General features: G+C 56.3%; 19 protein-coding genes and 7 tRNA genes. 24 read left to right on the top strand and 2 right to left on the bottom strand.

Features of this window, described 5'->3' with window-relative positions; genetic code table 11:
- Positions 1-101 precede the first annotated feature (101 nt).
- From SCU88_RS07635 to SCU88_RS07595, 9 genes are all read left to right on the top strand, one after another.
- The gene (locus SCU88_RS07635; RefSeq protein WP_138096416.1) at positions 102-854 is read left to right on the top strand and encodes an HAD-IIA family hydrolase; all 753 of its coding nucleotides are present in this window, start codon (positions 102-104) and stop codon (positions 852-854) included.
- A gap of 265 nt (positions 855-1119) precedes the next feature.
- Positions 1120-2784 carry an asparagine synthase B gene (gene asnB, locus SCU88_RS07630; RefSeq protein WP_175339668.1) on the top strand — a complete coding sequence of 555 codons (1665 nt, stop codon included), beginning with the start codon at positions 1120-1122 and terminating at the stop codon, positions 2782-2784.
- A gap of 252 nt (positions 2785-3036) precedes the next feature.
- Positions 3037-3113: transfer RNA gene (locus SCU88_RS07625), tRNA-Met, on the top strand.
- A gap of 7 nt (positions 3114-3120) precedes the next feature.
- Positions 3121-3205 (top strand) — tRNA-Leu (locus SCU88_RS07620).
- Between the two features lie 23 nt (positions 3206-3228).
- Positions 3229-3303, top strand: a tRNA-Gln gene (locus tag SCU88_RS07615).
- Positions 3304-3432: 129 nt separating this feature from the next.
- Positions 3433-3507, top strand: a tRNA-Gln gene (locus tag SCU88_RS07610).
- Between the two features lie 34 nt (positions 3508-3541).
- Positions 3542-3618: transfer RNA gene (locus tag SCU88_RS07605), tRNA-Met, on the top strand.
- A gap of 59 nt (positions 3619-3677) precedes the next feature.
- Positions 3678-3752 (top strand) — tRNA-Gln (locus SCU88_RS07600).
- A gap of 96 nt (positions 3753-3848) precedes the next feature.
- Positions 3849-3923: transfer RNA gene (locus SCU88_RS07595), tRNA-Gln, on the top strand.
- Positions 3924-4008: 85 nt separating this feature from the next.
- On the opposite strand, the gene ubiF is transcribed toward SCU88_RS07595, so the two are convergent.
- Positions 4009-5184 carry a 3-demethoxyubiquinol 3-hydroxylase gene (ubiF, locus tag SCU88_RS07590; RefSeq protein WP_175339667.1) on the bottom strand — a complete coding sequence of 392 codons (1176 nt, stop codon included), beginning with the start codon at positions 5182-5184 and terminating at the stop codon, positions 4009-4011.
- A gap of 149 nt (positions 5185-5333) precedes the next feature.
- Between ubiF and miaB the strand changes: the two genes are divergently transcribed.
- From miaB to SCU88_RS07545, 9 genes are all read left to right on the top strand, one after another.
- Positions 5334-6758, top strand: coding sequence for a tRNA (N6-isopentenyl adenosine(37)-C2)-methylthiotransferase MiaB (gene miaB / locus SCU88_RS07585; RefSeq protein WP_138096413.1), 1425 nt, complete (start codon positions 5334-5336; stop codon positions 6756-6758).
- A 193-nt stretch (positions 6759-6951) separates the two neighbouring features.
- Entirely contained in the window at positions 6952-8010 is a 1059-nt protein-coding gene (locus SCU88_RS07580; RefSeq protein ID WP_138096412.1) for a PhoH family protein, read from the top strand.
- Entirely contained in the window at positions 8007-8474 is a 468-nt protein-coding gene (gene ybeY, locus SCU88_RS07575) for an rRNA maturation RNase YbeY (RefSeq protein ID WP_175339666.1), read from the top strand. Before SCU88_RS07580 ends, ybeY begins: the two co-directional genes overlap by 4 nt.
- Before the next feature lie 69 nt (positions 8475-8543).
- Positions 8544-9419 (top strand): CNNM family magnesium/cobalt transport protein CorC, encoded by an 876-nt coding sequence (corC, locus tag SCU88_RS07570; protein ID WP_138096410.1) that lies wholly within the window; start codon positions 8544-8546, stop codon positions 9417-9419.
- A gap of 4 nt (positions 9420-9423) precedes the next feature.
- Positions 9424-10956: an apolipoprotein N-acyltransferase gene (gene lnt, locus SCU88_RS07565; RefSeq protein ID WP_175339665.1), complete on the top strand. Its 1533-nt coding sequence runs from the start codon at positions 9424-9426 to the stop codon at positions 10954-10956.
- A 363-nt stretch (positions 10957-11319) separates the two neighbouring features.
- Complete coding sequence (locus SCU88_RS07560) at positions 11320-12225, top strand: glutamate/aspartate ABC transporter substrate-binding protein (RefSeq protein WP_175339664.1); 906 nt, start codon at positions 11320-11322, stop codon at positions 12223-12225.
- A gap of 174 nt (positions 12226-12399) precedes the next feature.
- Positions 12400-13140 carry an amino acid ABC transporter permease gene (locus tag SCU88_RS07555; protein WP_138096407.1) on the top strand — a complete coding sequence of 247 codons (741 nt, stop codon included), beginning with the start codon at positions 12400-12402 and terminating at the stop codon, positions 13138-13140.
- A 3-nt stretch (positions 13141-13143) separates the two neighbouring features.
- On the top strand, positions 13144-13821 hold the full coding sequence (gltK, locus tag SCU88_RS07550) for a glutamate/aspartate ABC transporter permease GltK (protein WP_138096406.1): 678 nt from the start codon (positions 13144-13146) through the stop codon (positions 13819-13821).
- On the top strand, positions 13818-14543 hold the full coding sequence (locus SCU88_RS07545; protein ID WP_175339663.1) for an ATP-binding cassette domain-containing protein: 726 nt from the start codon (positions 13818-13820) through the stop codon (positions 14541-14543). The genes gltK and SCU88_RS07545 overlap by 4 nt, the downstream gene beginning before the upstream one ends.
- 52 nt (positions 14544-14595) lie before the next feature.
- Here the strand turns inward: SCU88_RS07545 and SCU88_RS07540 are convergent, their stop codons facing one another.
- On the bottom strand, positions 14596-15078 hold the full coding sequence (locus tag SCU88_RS07540) for a zinc ribbon-containing protein (RefSeq protein WP_138099194.1): 483 nt from the start codon (positions 15076-15078) through the stop codon (positions 14596-14598).
- 289 nt (positions 15079-15367) lie between these two features.
- Between SCU88_RS07540 and leuS the strand changes: the two genes are divergently transcribed.
- The 6 genes from leuS (at position 15368) to rlmH (ending at position 21241) form a co-directional block, all read left to right on the top strand.
- A complete protein-coding gene (leuS, locus tag SCU88_RS07535) occupies positions 15368-17950 on the top strand; it encodes a leucine--tRNA ligase (RefSeq protein ID WP_138096404.1) in 2583 nt (860 codons plus the stop codon).
- Positions 17951-17967: 17 nt separating this feature from the next.
- Positions 17968-18582, top strand: coding sequence for an LPS assembly lipoprotein LptE (gene lptE / locus SCU88_RS07530; RefSeq protein WP_138096403.1), 615 nt, complete (start codon positions 17968-17970; stop codon positions 18580-18582).
- Positions 18582-19613: a DNA polymerase III subunit delta gene (gene holA / locus SCU88_RS07525; RefSeq protein ID WP_175339662.1), complete on the top strand. Its 1032-nt coding sequence runs from the start codon at positions 18582-18584 to the stop codon at positions 19611-19613. Before lptE ends, holA begins: the two co-directional genes overlap by 1 nt.
- Positions 19606-20247 (top strand): nicotinate-nucleotide adenylyltransferase, encoded by a 642-nt coding sequence (gene nadD, locus SCU88_RS07520; RefSeq protein ID WP_175339661.1) that lies wholly within the window; start codon positions 19606-19608, stop codon positions 20245-20247. The genes holA and nadD overlap by 8 nt, the downstream gene beginning before the upstream one ends.
- A gap of 202 nt (positions 20248-20449) precedes the next feature.
- On the top strand, positions 20450-20767 hold the full coding sequence (gene rsfS / locus SCU88_RS07515) for a ribosome silencing factor (RefSeq protein ID WP_138096400.1): 318 nt from the start codon (positions 20450-20452) through the stop codon (positions 20765-20767).
- 3 nt (positions 20768-20770) lie between these two features.
- A complete protein-coding gene (rlmH, locus tag SCU88_RS07510) occupies positions 20771-21241 on the top strand; it encodes a 23S rRNA (pseudouridine(1915)-N(3))-methyltransferase RlmH (RefSeq protein WP_175339660.1) in 471 nt (156 codons plus the stop codon).
- The last annotated feature ends 12 nt before the right edge of the window (positions 21242-21253 follow it).

The following is a 21253-nucleotide window of genomic DNA, read 5'->3' as shown; positions in this document are numbered from 1 at the left end:
GACCATGACGGCGGCGCGGGATTTTACTTCCGGATAACGCCGCCGCTGGTTACCATAGCGATTCAGGCCCAGGCCATCTTCCGTAAATCATCCGACTGACTATGACGATAAAAAATGTAATTTGCGATATCGACGGCGTGCTGATGCACGATAACGTCGCCGTTCCAGGCGCCGCGCAGTTTCTGTCCGGACTGCTGGAAAAAGAGATTCCGGTGGTGCTGCTCACTAACTATCCGTCCCAGACCGGTCAGGATCTCGCTAACCGTTTTGCCTCTGCGGGCGTTGATGTGCCGGATAGCCTGTTCTATACCTCCGCCATGGCCACCGCAGATTTCCTGCGCCGCCAGGAGGGGAAAAAGGCCTATGTGGTGGGCGAAGGCGCTTTGATTCACGAGCTGTATAAAGCGGGTTTTACCATTACTGATATCAACCCCGACTTTGTTATCGTCGGCGAAACCCGCTCCTACAACTGGGATATGATGCATAAGGCGGCCTGGTTTGTAGCGAACGGCGCGCGCTTTATCGCTACCAACCCGGATACCCACGGCCACGGTATGGTGCCGGCCTGCGGCGCGCTGTGCGCTGGTATTGAGAAGATCTCCGGGCGTAAACCTTTTTATGTCGGTAAACCCAGTCCGTGGATTATCCGCGCCGCCCTGAACAAAATGCAGGCCCACTCCGAAGATACGGTGATCGTCGGTGACAATCTGCGCACCGACATTCTTGCCGGTTTTCAGGCGGGGTTGCAGACCATTCTGGTGCTGTCCGGCGTTTCAGCGTTGAACGATATTGACGATATGCCGTTCCGCCCCACCTGGATTTACCCCTCCGTCGCAGAGATCGACGTTATCTGATCGGCAACGCGCCTTAACCGGCGCGTCCTTCCATTCAATAAAAAAGCATAAAAATTGCCGATTCGTTAATAATCGCGTGTAAAAGATAGCCATTTTTTACTATTCGGCAAGGACCATTGATTTTTTCAATATCTGACCGGTAATTCGCTTGCCAGGACACCGTATTCTGGGGCATTGTCCTTACCATGACAGGCAGTAACAGCGGTAATAAAACAACGCAACCGCTGCTCGCTTTAGCACAACAGCATCTGTGACGGAGAAGGTTATGTGTTCGATTTTTGGTATTCTGGATATTAAAACTGACGCGGGTGAGCTGCGTAAAAAGGCGCTGGAGATGTCGCGCCTGATGCGCCATCGTGGCCCCGACTGGTCCGGCGTTTATGCCAGTGACCGCGCTATTCTCGCCCATGAACGCCTCTCCATTGTCGACGTTAACGCCGGTGCCCAGCCTTTATATAACGAAAATCAAACCCATGCGCTGGCGGTTAACGGTGAAATCTACAACCACCAGGCCCTGCGCGCCGAATACGGCGATCGCTACGCATTCCAGACTGGCTCTGACTGCGAAGTCATTCTTGCCCTGTATCAGGAAAAAGGTCCGGCATTTCTTGACGAGCTACAGGGAATGTTCGCCTTTGCCCTGTATGACAGCGAGCAGGACGCTTATCTGATTGGCCGCGACCATATCGGCATCATCCCTCTTTATATGGGGCATGATGAACACGGTAACCTGTATGTCGCTTCTGAAATGAAAGCGCTGGTACCGGTGTGCCGCACGATTAAAGAGTTCCCGGCGGGCAGCTATCTGTGGAGCAAAGACGGCGAGATCCGCCGCTACTACCAGCGCGACTGGTTCGAGTTCGACGCGGTTAAAGACAACGCAACCGATAAGAACGCCCTTCGTCAGGCGCTGGAAGAGGCGGTGAAAAGCCACCTGATGTCGGATGTCCCCTACGGCGTGCTGCTTTCCGGCGGTCTCGACTCCTCGATTATTTCCGCTGTCACCAAGAAGTTCGCCGCACGCCGGGTGGAAGATCAGGAGCGCAGCGAAGCCTGGTGGCCTCAGCTTCACTCCTTCGCAGTTGGCCTGGAAGGCTCTCCGGATCTGAAAGCCGCTCAGGAGGTCGCTAACCACCTGGGTACCGTACACCACGAAATCCACTTTACGGTGCAGGAAGGGCTGGATGCGATCCGTGATGTTATCTACCACATCGAAACTTACGATGTGACCACCATTCGTGCCTCTACCCCGATGTATCTGATGTCGCGTAAGATCAAAGCGATGGGCATTAAAATGGTACTGTCCGGAGAGGGTTCCGACGAAGTGTTTGGCGGTTACCTTTACTTCCACAAGGCGCCGAACGAGCGTGAATTCCACGAAGAGACAGTGCGTAAACTGCTGGCGCTGCATATGTTCGACTGCGCCCGCGCCAACAAGGCGATGTCCGCCTGGGGCGTTGAGGCACGCGTACCTTTCCTGGACAAGAAGTTCCTGGATGTGGCGATGCGCCTTAACCCTCGCGATAAAATGTGCGGCAACGGCAAAATGGAAAAGCATATTCTGCGTGAATGCTTCGAATCCTACCTGCCGGCGAGCGTCGCATGGCGCCAGAAAGAGCAGTTCTCAGACGGCGTGGGCTACAGCTGGATCGACAGCCTGAAAGAGGTGGCGGCTCAGCAGATTACCGATCAGCAGATGGAGACCGCCCACTTCCGCTTCCCGTATAACACGCCCGGCTCTAAAGAAGGCTATCTGTACCGGGAGATCTTCGAAGAGCTGTTCCCGCTGCCCAGCGCCGCCGAATGCGTGCCTGGAGGCCCCTCGGTGGCCTGCTCTTCGGCCAAAGCCATCGAGTGGGACGAAACCTTTAAGTCGATGAACGATCCTTCTGGCCGTGCCGTAGGGGTTCATCAGGATGCCTACAAGTAATCGCCTGAAGTAAAACTGCAAAAAGCGGGCCACCAGCGCCCGCTTTTTTGATCATCTCTTACGGACAGATTACCCTTAACATCATCGGGATAAGTGGAGAAATAGCCTGTTTTTGCCGATTATTAAAGCAAGCTGTTCATAAGCCAGTCAAACGGAACGCCAGAGCCACTTTTCGACAAAAAAGGTGTTGACGCTACGGGGCCCAATACGCATAATGCGCCCCGCAACGCCGATAAGGTAACGCGAAAAGATGGCTACGTAGCTCAGTTGGTTAGAGCACATCACTCATAATGATGGGGTCACAGGTTCGAATCCCGTCGTAGCCACCATAATTTTGCGGGAGTGGCGAAATTGGTAGACGCACCAGATTTAGGTTCTGGCGCCGCAAGGTGTGCGAGTTCAAGTCTCGCCTCCCGCACCATTTATTTTCGTGGCGTTGTCAGGTGGGGTATCGCCAAGCGGTAAGGCACCGGTTTTTGATACCGGCATTCCCTGGTTCGAATCCAGGTACCCCAGCCATTTTTTATGATAAACGCAGTTGTTTTGCGGTTATCTGAAGAGAAGACACTATTGGGGTGTCGCCAGGCTGTAAGCAGTGGATCTGAGTTCAGCATCAGGCACCAACAATCAGTTAAGCAAAGACACTATTGGGGTGTCGCCAAGCGGTAAGGCACTGGATTCTGATTCCAGCATTCCGGGGTTCGAATCCCTGCACCCCAGCCAACTTTCTTTTAAGTTGGTCTGCGCTAAAATCTATGGCTACGTAGCTCAGTTGGTTAGAGCACATCACTCATAATGATGGGGTCACAGGTTCGAATCCCGTCGTAGCCACCATATTTTTAGAGTACTGCCCGGCAGATTTAATCGCAGCGCGCGGTAACGGAAAAGACTATTGGGGTATCGCCAAGCGGTAAGGCACTGGATTCTGATTCCAGCATTCCGAGGTTCGAATCCTCGTACCCCAGCCAAATTTTAGAAAGACACTGTTGGGGTGTCGCCAGGCTGTAAGCAGTGGATCTGAGTTCAGCATCAGGCACCAACAATCAGTTAAGCAAAGACACTATTGGGGTGTCGCCAAGCGGTAAGGCACTGGATTCTGATTCCAGCATTCCGGGGTTCGAATCCCTGCACCCCAGCCAATAAAATGAGAAGCCCGCGCAAGCGGGCTTTTTCATATCTGCAATTCCCATAACCCAAAAACCCGCCAGCGCGGGTTTTCTCTGTTTACAGACCCAGGGCGTATTTCAGCGCCTGTCGCTTAGCCACTCCGGCGCGATCCGCCGCCATCAATCCCAGATTACGTATGACGCGTAGCGGCCCAAGATTGTTGCTGAATCCGGCGTAGAACAGATCCATACCGCTCTGCATCGCCAGGTTATCCAGACGCCTGCGGTTCTGGTAGCGTTTTAGCACATCGTAGTCGCTCCACGCCTCGCCGCGCTCGCGGGCATTGCCCAGCACCTCCAGCAAGGCTTCAGCATCGCGATAGCCCAGATTTACCCCCTGCCCTGCCAGCGGATGAATGGTATGGGCCGCATCCCCTACCAGCGCCACGCCAGGTTGAACGTATCGGAGCGCATGGCGGCGCACCAGCGGGAAGCTACCGCTGGCCTGCGGCGTCACTTCGCCGAGCCGGGACGGGAAAGCCTGATGGATCTCCGGGGCAAGCTGCGGCATCGTCATCGCCTGCAACTGGCGAATCCGTGACGGTGAGTCGTACCACACCAGCGATGCCCAGTCATCAAACAACGGCAGGAAAGCGTGCGGGCCATTAGGGGTAAAATGCTGCCAGGTGCAATCCCCCGGCGCCTGCTCGCAACGGGCGGTAATCAGCATACAGGACTGGGGATACTGCCAACCCTGTATGCCAATACCACTCCATTCCCGAACCCGGGAATGGGCGCCGTCGGCACCTATCACCAGTTGTGCGGTCATCTGCTGGCCGTCATCAAAGCAAAGTCGGGTCTGGCCCTGCTCGCGCGTCATACTGCTCAGCCGCCCGGGGCAGATAATCTGTACCCCGGAATGGACCTGCAACGCCTGCCACAGCGCCAGCTGCAACACCCGGTTTTCCACCATATAGCCCAGTTCCGACAGCTTCAGCTCCGCGGCATCAAAGGTCACATGGGCGCTCTCCCACTCCCAGGTTTCCAGCCGCCGCCAGGGGTGACAACGCATCGCCTGTACCGCACGCCAGACGCCCAGCGATTTCAGCAACCGCACCGAAGCGCAGCTAATCGCCGAAATCCGCACATCGGGCGCACTGCCTGCCTCAAAGGGCGCTGGCGCTTCATGCTCGATCAGCGTGACGGAAAATCCGCGCTGCGCCAGGCCCAGCGCAACCGCGGCGCCCACCATGCCTCCGCCGACAACGGCGACTTCAGTTGGTTGAATTGTCATCGTCATATATCCTTAAACCACGAATCCCTCAAGTCTACCTGATTTTTGGGTGGCGCGCGGCAGGCTCGCTCCACTGGTCACGAAGGCGTCAAAGCATTACAATACGCGCCCTGCATTTCCGGCATTAACTGAAGCAATATGGCAAGCCAATGACAAAAAAACTGCATATCAAAACCTGGGGCTGTCAGATGAACGAGTACGATTCATCTAAGATGGCCTCCCTGCTGAACTCCACCCACGGCTTTACGTTAACCGACGTGGCGGAAGAGGCGGATGTTCTGCTGCTGAATACCTGTTCGATCCGCGAAAAAGCACAGGAGAAGGTTTTCCATCAGTTAGGTCGCTGGAAAACATTAAAGGAAAAGAATCCCGAGCTGATTATCGGCGTCGGCGGCTGCGTGGCCTCACAGGAAGGTGAACACATTCGCGGTCGCGCCCACTATGTGGACATTATCTTCGGGCCGCAGACGCTACACCGCCTGCCGGAAATGATCAACCGGGTTGCCGGCGATCGTAGCCCGGTGGTAGATGTTAGCTTCCCGGAGATCGAGAAATTCGACCGCCTGCCGGAGCCGCGCGCCGAAGGGCCGACCGCCTTCGTTTCCATTATGGAAGGCTGCAACAAGTACTGCACCTACTGCGTAGTGCCTTATACCCGTGGCGAAGAAGTCAGCCGCCCGTGCGACGACATCCTGTTCGAAATTGCCCAGTTGGCGGCTCAGGGCGTACGTGAAGTGAACCTGCTCGGCCAGAACGTGAACGCATACCGGGGCCCCACGTTCGACGATGGCGTATGTTCCTTCGCCGAACTGCTGCGCCTGGTGGCGGCCATCGACGGTATCGATCGCATCCGCTTTACCACCAGCCACCCGATTGAGTTCACCGATGACATTATCGAGGTGTACCGCGACACGCCGGAGCTGGTGAGCTTCCTGCATCTGCCGGTGCAGAGCGGCGCTGACCGGGTGCTGAACATGATGGGCCGTACCCACACCGCGCTGGAATATAAGGCGATTATCCGCAAGCTGCGCGCCGCGCGACCGGATATTCAGATCAGTTCCGACTTTATCGTCGGTTTCCCGGGCGAAACCGACCAGGACTTCGAACAGACCATGAAGCTGATTGCCGACGTCAACTTCGACATGAGCTTTAGCTTTATCTTCTCTGCCCGTCCAGGCACACCGGCCGCCGATATGGTGGATGACGTACCGGAAGAAGAGAAAAAACAGCGTCTCTATATTCTGCAGGAGCGTATTAACCAGCAGGCCATGGCCTGGAGTCGCCGTATGCTCGGCACAGTACAGCGTATTCTGGTGGAGGGGACTTCCCGCAAGAACATCATGGAGCTGTCAGGACGCACCGAAAATAACCGCGTGGTTAACTTTGAAGGCAGCCCGGATATGATCGGCAAATTCGTCGACGTGGAAATCACCGATGTCTTCCCTAACTCCCTGCGCGGTAAAGTAGTACGTACCGAAGAGGAGATGGGACTGCGAGTGGTCGAGTCGCCGGAATCGGTAATTGCCCGTACCCGTAAAGAGGATGAACTCGGCGTGGGTACTTACCAGCCATAATCCCCTTCGCTGCCGGAGCGCTATTGCACGCTTCGGCAGCATTCTCACTACCACCCCTTGCATTCTGAAGCCGTCACCCAAATATCATTTTCGGTGCTTGCGCCATGGGTTTACGCCGTGAATAATTCCGGTATAGCCTGACGTCAGGCATTTATTTACCCTAACCGGCCCTGTGCTCCGTAAGAGGAAAATCTTGAATATCGAAACACGTGAAATCACGCTGGAGCCGGCGGACAACGCCCGTCTGCTGAGCCTGTGTGGCCCCTTTGATGACAATATTAAACAGCTGGAGCGTCGGCTGGGCATTGAGATCAACCGCCGCGACAGTCACTTCAAACTGACCGGACGCGCCCTGTGCGTCAATGCCGCCGCCGACATTCTGCGCCATCTGTACGTAGATACGGCCCCCATGCGCGGCCAGATTCAGGATATCGATCCGGAACAGATCCATCTTGCGATCAAAGAGTTCCGGGTACTTGAACAGGCCGCAGAAAGCGTGCCGGAGTACGGTAAGGCGGTTAATATCAAGACCAAACGCGGCGTGATTAAACCGCGAACCCCTAACCAGGCGCAGTACATCGCCAATATTCTGGATCATGATATTACCTTCGGTATCGGCCCGGCCGGTACAGGTAAAACCTATCTGGCGGTTGCAGCCGCAGTGGATGCCCTGGAGCGCCAGGAAATCCGCCGTATTCTGCTGACCCGCCCGGCGGTAGAAGCAGGCGAAAAGTTGGGCTTCCTGCCTGGCGATCTAAGCCAGAAGGTGGACCCTTATCTGCGCCCGCTGTACGACGCCCTGTTTGAAATGCTGGGCTTCGAGAAGGTCGAAAAGCTTATCGAGCGTAACGTGATTGAAGTTGCTCCCCTCGCCTATATGCGCGGACGTACGCTGAACGATGCCTTTATCATCCTTGACGAGAGCCAGAACACCACCATCGAACAGATGAAAATGTTCCTGACCCGCATCGGCTTTAACTCTAAAGCTGTCATTACCGGTGACGTCACCCAGATAGACCTGCCGCGTAACGCCAAATCGGGCCTGCGCCATGCCGTTGAGGTACTGTCGGACGTCAACGAGTTAAGCTTCAACTTCCTCCACAGCGAAGATGTGGTTCGCCACCCGGTGGTTGCCCGTATCGTCAATGCCTATGAGGCCTGGGACGAAGCCGAACAAAAGCGTAAAGCCGCCCTCGCTGCCGAGCGCAAACGCGAAGCTCAGGAAGCCCACGGTCCCCAGGAGAATTCATGAGTCAGGTCATTCTCGATCTCCAGATCGCCTGTGAGGATACCGCCGGACTGCCCACGGAAGAACAGATCCAGCGCTGGCTTGATGCCGCCATCCTGCCCGCCCAGCCGGAAGCCGAAGTTACGGTCAGGCTGGTAGACGAAGCGGAAAGCCACGAGCTGAATCTGACGTACCGCGGTAAGGATAAATCGACCAACGTGCTCTCATTCCCCTTCGAGGCGCCGCCCGGTATCGAACTGCCGCTGCTGGGCGATCTGGTCATTTGTCGCCAGGTTGTCGAACGCGAAGCGCAGGAGCAGGCGGTGACCCGGGAGGCCCACTGGGCCCATATGGTGGTGCACGGCAGCCTGCACCTGCTGGGTTACGACCATATCGAAGATGATGAAGCCGAAGAGATGGAGTCTCTGGAGACAGAGATAATGCTTGCCCTCGGCTACGGCGATCCGTACATTTCCGAGAAAGAATAGCAATAACCATGATGCCGCATCACCGATGCGGCAACTCATTAACTAACACGAGAAACCAATCCATACGCCATGAGCGACGACAATTCACACAGTAGTGACACATCCGGTAAAAAGGGCTTCTTCTCTCTGATTCTGAGCCAGCTGTTCCACGGCGAGCCCAAAAACCGCGATGAATTACTCACGCTAATCCGTGATTCCGAACAGAATGAGCTTATCGACCAGGATACCCGCGATATGCTCGAAGGGGTGATGGATATCGCCGACCAGCGGGTCCGCGACATCATGATTCCCCGTTCACAGATGATTACCCTGAAGCGTAACCAGAGTCTGGACGAATGCCTCGATGTCATTATCGAATCCGCCCACTCCCGCTTCCCGGTGATCAGCGAAGATAAGGATCACATTGAAGGGATACTGATGGCTAAGGATCTGCTGCCCTTTATGCGCAGCGACGCCGAGCCATTTAGCATGGAGAAAGTGTTGCGTCCGGCGGTGGTCGTGCCGGAAAGCAAGCGGGTCGACCGCATGCTCAAGGAGTTTCGCCAGCAGCGCTATCATATGGCCATCGTTATCGATGAATTTGGCGGCGTCTCCGGCCTGGTAACCATTGAAGACATTCTGGAGCTTATCGTCGGCGAGATCGAAGACGAATACGACGAGGAAGAGGATATCGATTTCCGTCAGCTCAGCCGCCACACCTGGACGGTACGCGCTCTGGCGCCGATTGAAGACTTTAACGAAACCTTCGGTACGCACTTCAGCGATGAAGAGGTCGATACCATTGGCGGTCTGGTGATGCAGGCCTTCGGCCATCTTCCGGCCCGTGGCGAAACCATTGAGATTGATGGTTATCAGTTTAAAGTCGCCATGGCGGACAGCCGCCGGATTATTCAGGTACACGTCAGGATCCCGGACGATTCCCCCGAGCCGAAAGTAGAAGAGTAATCGCATGGAGCTAAGCTCACTGTTGCAACGCCAGCGCATACGCCTGCTGCTGGCGCTGATTTTCGGGGCCAGCGGCACGCTGGCCTTTTCTCCTTATGATTTCTGGCCCGCCGCCCTGCTCTCTCTGGTGGCACTTCAGGGGCTCACCTTTAATCGCCGACCGTTACAGAGCGCCGCCATCGGCTTTTGCTGGGGGCTGGGGCTGTTCGGCACCGGTATTAACTGGGTCTACGTTAGCATCGCGCAGTTTGGCGGTATGCCCGGGCCGATTAACGTTCTGCTGGTGGTTTTGCTGGCGGCGTACCTCTCGCTTTATACCGGCCTGTTCGCTGGATTGCTGAATCGCCTGTGGCCGAAAACGAGCTGGTGGCGCGTGGCCATCGCCGCACCGGCTCTCTGGCAGGTCACCGAATTCCTGCGCGGCTGGGTGCTAACCGGCTTCCCGTGGCTGCAATTTGGCTACAGCCAGATAGATGGGCCGCTAAAAGGCGTTGCCCCAATACTGGGCGTAGAAGCCATTAACTTCCTGCTAATGGCCATTGCCGGCCTGGTTGCTTACGCCATCGCGCAGCGTCAATGGCGTCCGGCGTTGATAGCCCTGCTGTTACTGGCGTTGCCCTGGCCGCTGCGTTATATCCAGTGGGATCAGCCCCAAAACGATCGCCGCCTGACCGTAAGCCTGGTGCAGGGCAATATTCCGCAGTCTATGAAGTGGAATGAAGATCAGTTGCTGAACACCCTGCGTATTTACCTCGAACAGACTCGTCCGCATCTGGGTAAATCGCAGTTGATAATCTGGCCCGAATCGGCAGTGCCCGATCTGGAAATTAACCAGCAGCGCTTCCTGAAAGAGCTGGACGGCCTGCTGAGCCAGAATGACAGCTCGCTGATTACCGGTATCGTCGATGCCCGGCTTAACGGCCACAATCGCTACGACACCTACAACACCATCATCACCATGGGGGCCGACAATCCCTACCGTTACGACAGCACCAATCGTTACAACAAGAACCACCTTGTCCCGTTTGGCGAATTCGTTCCGCTGGAGTCGATTCTGCGCCCGCTGGCCCCGTTCTTCGATCTGCCGATGTCTTCATTCAGTCGTGGTCCTTACCACCAGCCGCAGCTTAGCGCCCATGGCATGAAACTGACGGCGGCCATCTGCTACGAAATCATTCTGGGCCAGCAGGTCCGGGATAACTTCCGCCCGGATACCGACTATCTGCTAACCATTTCGAACGATGCCTGGTTCGGCCATTCCATCGGCCCCTGGCAGCACTTCCAGATGGCGCGGATGCGCGCGCTGGAACTGGCGCGCCCGCTGCTGCGCAGCACCAATAACGGAATTACCGCAGTGATTGCCCCCAACGGCGACGTGCAGTCAATGATCCCGCAGTTTACCCGCGAGGTGCTGACCACCCAGGTGACTCCGACCCGCGGCATGACACCTTACGCCCGCTTCGGCGGCTGGCCGGTCTGGATCCTGACGCTGTTAGCCGGCGCTCTGGCCAGCGTTCTGGCTCGTAAACACCGTTAATCCCCTTCCCCCTCCGCCCGGAGGGGGGCTCCATCATTTCTGGCACAGCAGTTGCAACAGATAACGTTGTCTGGCCCGGGCATCCTCCTGGACTGATGCGCCTGATGTTCTGTTGCACCGCAACAGGCACCTGTCGTGTGCAACCCAGGTTTATCGCCCCGGAATGGTGCGGCGCATCTCGCAAAATCCAAACGATTTGATAGCAAATTTTTTACATTAGGCCAGACTGACAAGCAGTGGCGAGAAAGTAATCGCCTGATTTTGCAGCACGCACAACAAAACCAAAAAAACAGCACACAACCGACTGGTATTCACGCCAATGCTTTACAACGAGTATTCCGGCGAGCCAATAAAGGAGTTGATATGCAATTACGTAAGCTGACCGCAGCAATGATGATCGTGGGAATGGGTGCCGGGTTAACCTCGGTGGCTCAGGCCGCCCCGGAAAGCGCCACTCTGGCGAAAATCGACAAGAACGGCGTTATCGTGGTGGGGCACCGGGAATCCTCCGTTCCCTTCTCTTACTACGACGGCCAGCAAAAGGTGGTGGGTTACTCTCAGGACTACTCCAACGCCATTGTGGAAGCGATTAAAAAGAAACTGAATAAGCCGGACCTGCAGGTCAAACTGATTCCCATTACCTCTCAGAACCGGATACCGCTGCTGCAAAACGGCACCTACGATTTCGAATGCGGCTCCACTACCAATAATCTGGAACGTCAGAAGCAGGCCGCCTTCTCGGATACCATCTTTATCGTCGGCACCCGGTTATTAACCAAAAAAGGCAGCGATATTAAAGATTTTGCCGACCTGAAAGATAAAAGCGTGGTCGTGACATCGGGAACCACTTCGGAAGTGCTGTTACACAAGCTGAACGACGACAAAAAGATGGATATGCGCATTATCAGCGCCAAAGACCACGGCGACTCCTTCCGCACGCTGGAAAGCGGTCGTGCTTACGCCTTTATGATGGATGACGCGCTACTGGCCGGAGAGCGGGCGAAAGCCAAAAAACCAGATAGCTGGGAAATTGTCGGCACCCCGCAGTCAAAAGAAGCTTACGGCTGCATGATGCGTAAAGAAGATCCCGAATTTAAACAGCTGGTTGACGATACCATCGCTCAGGCACAGACTTCCGGTGAGGCCGCGAAATGGTTCGACAAATGGTTTAAAAACCCTATTCCTCCCAAGAATCTTAACCTGAACTTCGATCTCTCCGAAGATATGCAGACCCTGTTTAAATCACCCAACGACAAGGCTCTCGATTAAAAAAACCCATGCATCGCGGGAATAATAAGGGCGGCGCTGCGTCGCCCAATGATTGACGAGGACAGAAGCCGGACAGACAGGCCCCGCCCGGACGTTCCCCGGGCGGGGAGAAAACAACAGGCTTCTCATCAATCTTAGGGGTAGCGCTGCTGCCCCCTTTCTTCGGAGTTAACTATGTCTATAGACTGGAACTGGGGGATCTTTCTACAGTCCGCCCCGTTCGGCAACACCACCTATCTGGGCTGGATCTGGAGCGGTTTCCAGGTCACCGTGGCCCTTTCGATTTGTTCGTGGATTATCGCCTTCCTGGTCGGATCTTTCTTCGGCATTCTACGTACTCTGCCCAGCCGACTGCTGTCGGGCATCGGCACCTGCTATGTAGAACTGTTCCGTAACGTCCCGCTTATCGTACAGTTTTTTACCTGGTATCTGGTGGTGCCGGAACTGCTGCCGCCGGACCTCGGGATGTGGTTTAAGGCCGATCTCGATCCCGACAAGCAGTTTTTTATCTCCTCAGTACTCTGCCTGGGGCTGTTTACCGCCGCCCGCGTCTGCGAACAGGTGCGTGCCGCAATCCAGTCCCTGCCTCGGGGACAAAAAAACGCCGCGCTGGCCATGGGGCTCACGCTGCCCCAGGCCTACCGCCACGTTCTTCTGCCCAACGCCTACCGGGTCATTGTTCCGCCCATGACCTCGGAAATGATGAACCTGGTGAAAAATTCCGCTATCGCCTCGACCATTGGTCTGGCCGATATGGCGTCTCAGGCCGGTAAGCTGCTGGACTATTCGGCCCACGCCTGGGAGTCGTTTACCGCCATCACCCTTGCCTATGTGCTGATCAACGCCGTGATTATGCTGGTGATGCATCTGCTGGAGCGCAAAGTGCGCTTGCCTGGCAATATGGGAGGGAAATAAGCCATGTATGAATTTGACTGGAGCTCTATTGGCCCCTCCCTGCCATGGCTGCTCAACGGGATGGTCATCACTCTGAAGATCACCGTGATAGCCATTATTGTCGGTATCATCTGGGGCACCCTGCTGGCGGTCATGCGTCTGTCGAGTTTTAAACCCCTGAGCTGGTTTGCCAGTAGCTACGTTAACGTCTTCCGTTCGATTCCGCTGGTGATGGTGCTGCTCTGGTTCTATCTGATCGTCCCCGGCTTCCTGCAGCGGGTGTTGGGGCTCTCTCCGCAGACCGATATCCGACTGATCTCCGCCATGGTGGCCTTTTCTCTGTTCGAAGCCGCCTACTATTCGGAGATTATTCGCGCCGGGATCCAGAGCGTCTCTCGCGGCCAGTCCCATGCCGCGCTGGCGCTGGGTATGACTCACTGGCAGTCGATGCAACTGATTATTCTGCCTCAGGCCTTTCGGGCCATGGTGCCGCTGCTGCTGACCCAGGGCATCGTTCTGTTCCAGGATACCTCGCTGGTTTATGTCCTGAGCCTGGCGGACTTCTTCCGCACCGCCACCACCATCGGCGAACGCGACGGTACTCAGGTGGAGATGATTCTGTTCGCTGGCGGTGTCTACTTTATTATTAGCCTTAGCGCCTCGCTGCTGGTCAGCTGGCTGAAAAAAAGGACCGTTTCATGATTTCCCTGAAAAATGTTTCTAAATGGTATGGCCACTTTCAGGTTCTGACCGACTGCTCCACGATCGTTCAAAAGGGCGAAGTGGTGGTGGTCTGCGGCCCCTCCGGCTCCGGAAAATCCACGCTGATTAAGACCGTGAACGGCCTGGAGCCAGTACAGAAAGGCGAGATTGTGGTTAACGGCACCCAGGTCAACAGCAAGCGCACCAATCTGGCTCAGTTGCGCGCGCATGTGGGTATGGTGTTTCAACATTTCGAGCTGTTTCCCCATCTGACCATTATCGAAAACCTGACCCTGGCCCAGGTCAAAGTCCTGAAACGCGGGAAAGCGGAAGCCCGCCAGAAAGGCGAAAAACTGCTGGAACGGGTAGGACTCACCGCGCATGCCAGTAAATATCCGGCCCAGCTTTCCGGCGGCCAGCAGCAGCGTGTGGCTATCGCCCGGGCGCTGTGTATGGATCCTGTCGCTATGCTGTTCGACGAACCAACATCGGCGCTGGATCCGGAGATGATCAACGAAGTGCTGGATGTCATGGTCGAGCTGGCCCAGGAAGGCATGACCATGATGGTGGTCACTCACGAAATGGGCTTCGCCCGTAAGGTGGCGAATCGGGTCATCTTTATGGATGAAGGAAAGATCGTGGAAGACGCGCCGAAGGATGCCTTCTTCGATAATCCCAAATCACCACGCGCCCGGGATTTTCTGGATAAGATTCTGCACTGATGGGCTAAAAAAGCCGACCTCACCCGTCGGCTTTTTTACGTCTGAAACACGCTTACGGCTCAAACGGCTGGCGCTGGAACTGGTTATGGCCGCACTTCGGACATACCGGCAGCACCTCCGGTGTATAAAACGCCAGCCGGTGATGGCATTTCTCGCACACCAGATTCCCTAACCCAACCACCTCTCCGCTGTGATACACGCCGTGGTGGCTCAGATCCTTAAACACTTCGCGCCACTCCAGTTGGGTTTTATCGGTGATATCCGCCAGCTCCTGCCACAGGCTCTCTTTAATCACCCGGGCGAAGACGCTTTCCTCTTCTTCCTGCTGGCTCTCCTGATAGCTCAGGGCAAACTCTTCCAGATCGCGGCGTACCGCACGCGTTATCTCATCGATTTCGTTACGGGTCAGTTCCCCCGCTTCGGTAATTTTTTTATGCGCATCCCTAACCAACGCATCGATATCCCTCTCGCCGTTACGCAGTCGTTCGCTGAGCGTGGAGAGCAGTTCACGGTAGTACTGAGCCACCTTGTTCATCGCATTCCCTCCGAAAATCGGTAACATCATGGAGCCGCAGGCATCCCGGCCCCTTACGCTTAACTATAGCTACTGCCTGATAATAGACGCTAATTCCGCCGTGCTGTGTTATCCAGACCACGGGTCGTGTAAATTACGGTAAGGGAGCGGAGAACTGCGGGATTTGCCGCCGTCTGGCGCTTAAGTACTGTTGTAGCGCTTTGCGATAGGCTATGCTATCGCCTGCCCAAAAACTTTAGTTAACGCTACCTTATGTAGCGGTGTATTCATCACAGGATTACAGGCTGCCATGCAAGAGCAATATCGCCCGGAAGAGATAGAGTCAAATGTCCAGCGCCTCTGGCAAGAGAAGCGCACCTTTGAAGTAAAAGAAGACGAGAGCAAAGAGAAGTATTACTGCCTGTCGATGCTTCCCTATCCTTCTGGTCGACTACATATGGGCCATGTCCGTAACTACACCATCGGTGACGTTATCGCCCGCTATCAGCGTATGTTGGGCAAAAATGTCCTGCAGCCTATTGGCTGGGACGCATTTGGTCTGCCTGCCGAAGGCGCCGCGGTCAAAAACAATACCGCACCGGCCCCCTGGACCTACGACAACATCGATTACATGAAGAACCAGCTGAAAATGCTGGGCTTTGGCTATGACTGGAGCCGCGAACTGGCGACCTGTAAGCCGGAATATTATCGCTGGGAGCAGAAATTCTTCACCGAGCTCTATAAAAAAGGGCTGGTGTACAAGAAAACCTCCGCAGTGAACTGGTGCCCGAACGATCAAACCGTTCTGGCCAACGAGCAGGTCATCGACGGCTGCTGCTGGCGCTGCGACACCAAAGTCGAGCGCAAAGAGATTCCTCAGTGGTTCATTAAAATCACCGACTACGCCGAAGAGCTGCTCAACGACCTGGACACGCTGGATCACTGGCCGGACACCGTTAAAACCATGCAGCGCAACTGGATCGGTCGTTCCGAAGGGGTGGAGATCACCTTTGACGTAGAGAACAGCGACCAGAAACTGACGGTCTATACCACGCGCCCCGACACCTTTATGGGCGCCACTTACCTGGCGGTAGCTGCGGGCCATCCGCTGGCGGCCCAGGCTGCGCTGAACAACCCGGATCTGAACGCCTTTATCGACGAATGCCGCAACACCAAAGTGGCGGAAGCCGAAATGGCGACCATGGAGAAGAAAGGCGTCGCCACTGGCTTTAACGCCATCCACCCGCTGACCGGTGAGTCAGTTCCGGTGTGGGTTGCCAACTTCGTGCTGATGGAATATGGCACCGGCGCCGTAATGGCGGTTCCCGGCCACGATCAGCGCGACTGGGAATTCGCCACCAAATATAACCTGCCGATCAAAGCGGTGATTCTCGATAAGGATGGCAACGCGCCGGATCTGAGCGCCGCGGCGATGACCGAGAAAGGGGTGCTGTTCAACTCAGGCGAGTTCGACGGTCTCTCCTTCGAAGCCGGATTTAACGCCATTGCCGATGCCCTGGCCGCGAAAGGCGTGGGCGAGCGTAAGGTCAATTACCGCCTGCGCGACTGGGGCGTTTCGCGCCAGCGTTACTGGGGTGCGCCGATCCCAATGGTCACTCTGGAAGATGGCACCGTTATGCCGACGCCGGACGAACAACTGCCGGTTGTACTGCCGGAAGATGTGGTCATGGACGGCATCACCAGCCCCATCAAAGCCGATCCCAACTGGGCGAAGACCACCGTTGAGGGTCAGCCTGCGCTGCGTGAAACAGATACCTTCGACACCTTTATGGAGTCCTCCTGGTACTATGCGCGCTATACCTGCCCGCAGTACGACAAAGGTATGCTGGACTCCGAGGCCGCCAACTACTGGCTGCCGGTCGACATCTATGTCGGCGGTATCGAACACGCCATTATGCACTTGCTCTACTTCCGCTTCTTCCACAAGCTGATGCGCGATGCAGGCATGGTGAACTCTAACGAACCTGCGAAACAGCTGCTGTGTCAGGGCATGGTGCTGGCAGACGCCTTCTGGTACACCGGCAACAACGGCGAGCGTATCTGGGTTTCGCCGGTTGATGCCATTGTCGAGCGCGACGAAAAAGGGCGTATTGTTAAAGCCACCGATGCTGAAGGCCATGAACTGGTCTACGCCGGTATGAGCAAGATGTCCAAGTCCAAGAACAACGGCATCGACCCGCAGGTCATGGTAGAGCGCTACGGCGCAGATACCGTGCGCCTGTTTATGATGTTCGCGGCCCCGGCGGAAATGACCCTCGAATGGCAGGAATCCGGCGTTGAAGGGGCTAACCGCTTCCTGAAGCGCGTCTGGAAACTGGCCTGGGAGCACGCGCAGAAAGGCGCTGCTCCGGCGCTTAACGTCGAAACCCTGAACGAAGATCAGAAGGCGCTGCGCCGCGATCTGCACAAAACCATCGCCAAAGTGACCGACGATATCGGCCGCCGTCAGACCTTCAATACCGCTATTGCAGCGATTATGGAGCTGATGAACAAACTGGCAAAAGCGCCGCAGCAAGAAGATCAGGATCGCGCACTGATGCACGAAGCGCTGATCGCCGTGGTGCGGATGCTCTATCCGTTCACCCCACATGTCTGCTTCACTCTGTGGCAACAGCTTGGCGGCGAAGGCGATATCGACAACGCTCCCTGGCCGCAGGCTGATGAGAAAGCGATGGTCGAAGACACTCGCCTGGTCGTGGTGCAGGTTAACGGCAAAGTTCGCGGTAAAATTACCGTTCCGGCAGACGCCACCGAAGATCAGGTGCGTGAACGTGCGGGGCAGGAGCATCTGGTGGCCAAGTATCTTACCGGCGTCACCATTCGCAAAGTCATTTACATACCGGGCAAATTGCTGAACCTGGTGGTTGGCTAAGCACAGCAGGAGGAAGCGTGCGCTATCTGTTCACTCTGTTAGTCAGTCTGGCGGTGCTGGTCACCGCCGGGTGTGGTTTTCATCTGCGCAGCACCACCCAGGTGCCGCATCAGCTACACACCCTGATCCTCGATTCCAGCGATCCATACGGACCGTTGACCCGTGCGGTGCGCAACCAGTTGCGCCTGAACGGCGTTGAGATCGTTGATAAGGACCCGCTGCGTCAGGATGTCCCGTCGCTGCGACTGGGCGGCGCCAGCATCGGTCAGGATACCGCATCCGTCTTCCAGGACGGGCGTACCGCGGAATACCAGATGATTATGACGGTAAGTGCCCACGTGCTGATCCCGGGTCACGATATCTACCCGATCAGTACCAAGGTCTATCGCTCCTTCTTCGACAACCCGCAGGCCGCACTGGCCAAGGATGCCGAACAGGAGATGATTATCAAAGAGATGTACGATCGTGCCGCGGAACAGCTGGTACGTAAGCTGGTTTCGGTACACGTCGCCGACGTACAACGAACCGAAGAGGCCCAGGAGACTGCCAAACCCGATGAAGCCGCTGACGCCACAGAGAACAGCAGCAACGGCGAACGCGTCTCCAGCACCCTGATTCCTGCCGGTAACTGATGTTAAAACTCTGGCCGGAACAGCTCCGCGCGCAGCTCAATGAAGGGCTGCGCGCGGCTTATCTGCTACTGGGAAACGACCCCCTACTGCTTCAGGAGAGTCAGGACGCGGTGCGCCATGTCGCCGTGGAGCATGACTTTACCGAACATCACAGCGTGGCAATCGATGCCTCTACCGACTGGCAGGCGCTATTTGCGCTAAGTCAGGAACTGAGCCTGTTCGCCAGCCGCCAGACCCTGCTGTTACAGCTTCCGGACAACGGCCCCAATGCCGCCATCGCCGGACATCTGGAAAAGCTGACAGGGCTGTTACATGACGATTTGCTGCTGATTGTGCGCGGCAACCGCCTGACCCGCGTTCAGGAAAATGCCGCCTGGTATAACGCCCTGAGCAAAAACGCAGTGCAGGTCAACTGCCAGACCCCAGAACAGGCCCAGCTACCGCGCTGGGTCGCCAGCCGGGCCCGGCAGATGAATCTTAGCCCTGATGAAGCGGCTATCCAGTTACTGTGTTACTGCTATGAAGGCAACCTGCTGGCGCTGAATCAGGCGTTGGAGCGCCTGTCGCTGCTGTGGCCGGACGGAAAACTGACGCTTCCTCGTATAGAACAGGCCGTCAACGATGCCGCCCACTTTACCCCCTTTCACTGGGTGGATGCCCTGCTGGCGGGAAAAAGCACCCGGGCGCTGCATATTTTGCAGCAGCTACGACTGGAGGCGAGCGAGCCGGTAATTCTGGTGCGCTCGATACAGCGCGAACTGCTGCAACTGGTCAACCTGAAACGTCAGTCAGCCCAAACCCCGCTGCGTACGCTATTCGATCAACAGCGGGTCTGGCAGAATCGTCGGCCGCTGATTAGCGAGGCGCTTAATCGCCTCAGCGCGGAACAGCTGTGGCAGGCCGTACGTCTGCTGAACCAGATAGAGCTCACCATCAAACAGGATTTCGGTCAGTCCGTATGGGCCGAGCTGGAAAGCCTTTCCCTGCTGCTTTGTCATAACCGGTTGCCGGATCTTTTTATCCATGACTGATTTGTATGCGGTATATGGCGGTACTTTCGACCCTATCCACTACGGTCATCTGCGACCGGTAGAGGCGCTTGCCGGGATAGTCGGGCTAAAGCAGGTCATCATTATGCCCAATAATGTGCCGCCCCATCGTCCTCAGCCCGAGGCAAGCAGCGCTCAACGCCGCGATATGGTGCAACTCGCCATCCGCAACCGCCCGCTGTTCCGGCTTGATGAACGCGAGCTACAGCGCACAACGCCGTCCTGGACCGTGGAAACGCTGGAAGCATTAAGAGACGAACTGGGCCCTCAGCGGCCGCTGGCCTTTATTATCGGTCAGGACTCCCTGCTCGGGCTCCCCGGCTGGCATCGTTATGAATCACTGATGAACCTGTGCCATCTGCTGGTGTGCCGCCGCCCGGGCTATGCGCCGGAGATGCCGAACGCCAGCCACCAGTCCTGGCTTAACCGCCATCTGACCCACAGTGTCGACGAACTGCACCAGCTTCCCGCAGGCCGCATTTTTATGGCCGATACGCCGCTATGGGACATCTCCGCCACCGAGATTCGTCAGCACCTGGCCGCGCGTCGCGACTGCGAAACGCTTATCCCCGCACCGGTGCTGGACTACATCAACCAGGCGGGACTCTACCGCTAACGGCCTGGGGCCATTGACACCGCCTCTCAGGCTGTTATTCTCCGCAGCCATACTGCGCCCATCGCGGCGTCTTTGATATTGTTTTACAAAAATGGCGATGCAATCACCCGCTGCCGATGGGATGATAGCCCACGCAGGCATTCGTCGCGCCCGGCGCACGATAAACGACGGGGTTGATTGCGGCTGACTCAAGGGGAAAAACTTGCAGGGTAAAGTACTTCAGGATTTTGTTATCGACAAAATCGACGATCTTAAAGGCCAGGATATTATTGCTCTGGACGTCCAGGGAAAATCCAGTATCACCGACTGCATGATCATCTGTACCGGTACTTCCAACCGTCACGTGGTCTCCATTGCCGATCACGTCGTTCAGGCCTCTCGCGAAGCCGGACTGATGCCGCTTGGCGTTGAAGGTGAAAATGCCGCTGACTGGGTGGTGGTCGACCTGGGCGATGTGATCGTCCACGTTATGCAGGAAGAGAGCCGTCGCCTGTACGAGCTTGAAAAGCTCTGGAGCTGACGAGTGAAGTTACAGTTGGTCGCCGTTGGCACCAAAATGCCCGATTGGGTACAAACCGGTTTTAACGAATATCTGCGCCGCTTTCCTAAAGATTTACCGTTTGAGCTGCTGGAGATCCCGGCGGGTAAACGCGGAAAGAACGCGGATATTCGTCGTATTCAGGATAAAGAAGGCGAACTGATGCTCGAAAGCATCGGTAAGGGGAATCGTATCGTCACGCTCGATATTCCCGGTAAGCCATGGGATACGCCAAAACTTGCCCGGGAACTGGAACGCTGGAAACAGGATGGCCGCGACGTCAGCCTGCTGATCGGCGGCCCCGAAGGTCTGGCCCCGGCCTGCAAGGCCGCAGCGGAACAAAGCTGGTCGCTCTCGCCCCTGACCCTACCCCACCCTCTGGTGCGGGTACTGGTGGCCGAGAGCCTGTATCGCGCGTGGAGCATTACCGCCAACCACCCCTATCACCGAGAGTAAAGGTTTACCAGG

Origin of the sequence: Jejuibacter sp. L23 (genome assembly GCF_050815825.1) — a bacterium.
GTDB lineage: Bacteria > Pseudomonadota > Gammaproteobacteria > Enterobacterales > Enterobacteriaceae > Jejubacter > Jejubacter calystegiae.
The sequence above is the reverse complement of the archived record's forward strand: the minus strand, read 5'-3'. Positions and strand labels throughout refer to the sequence as shown.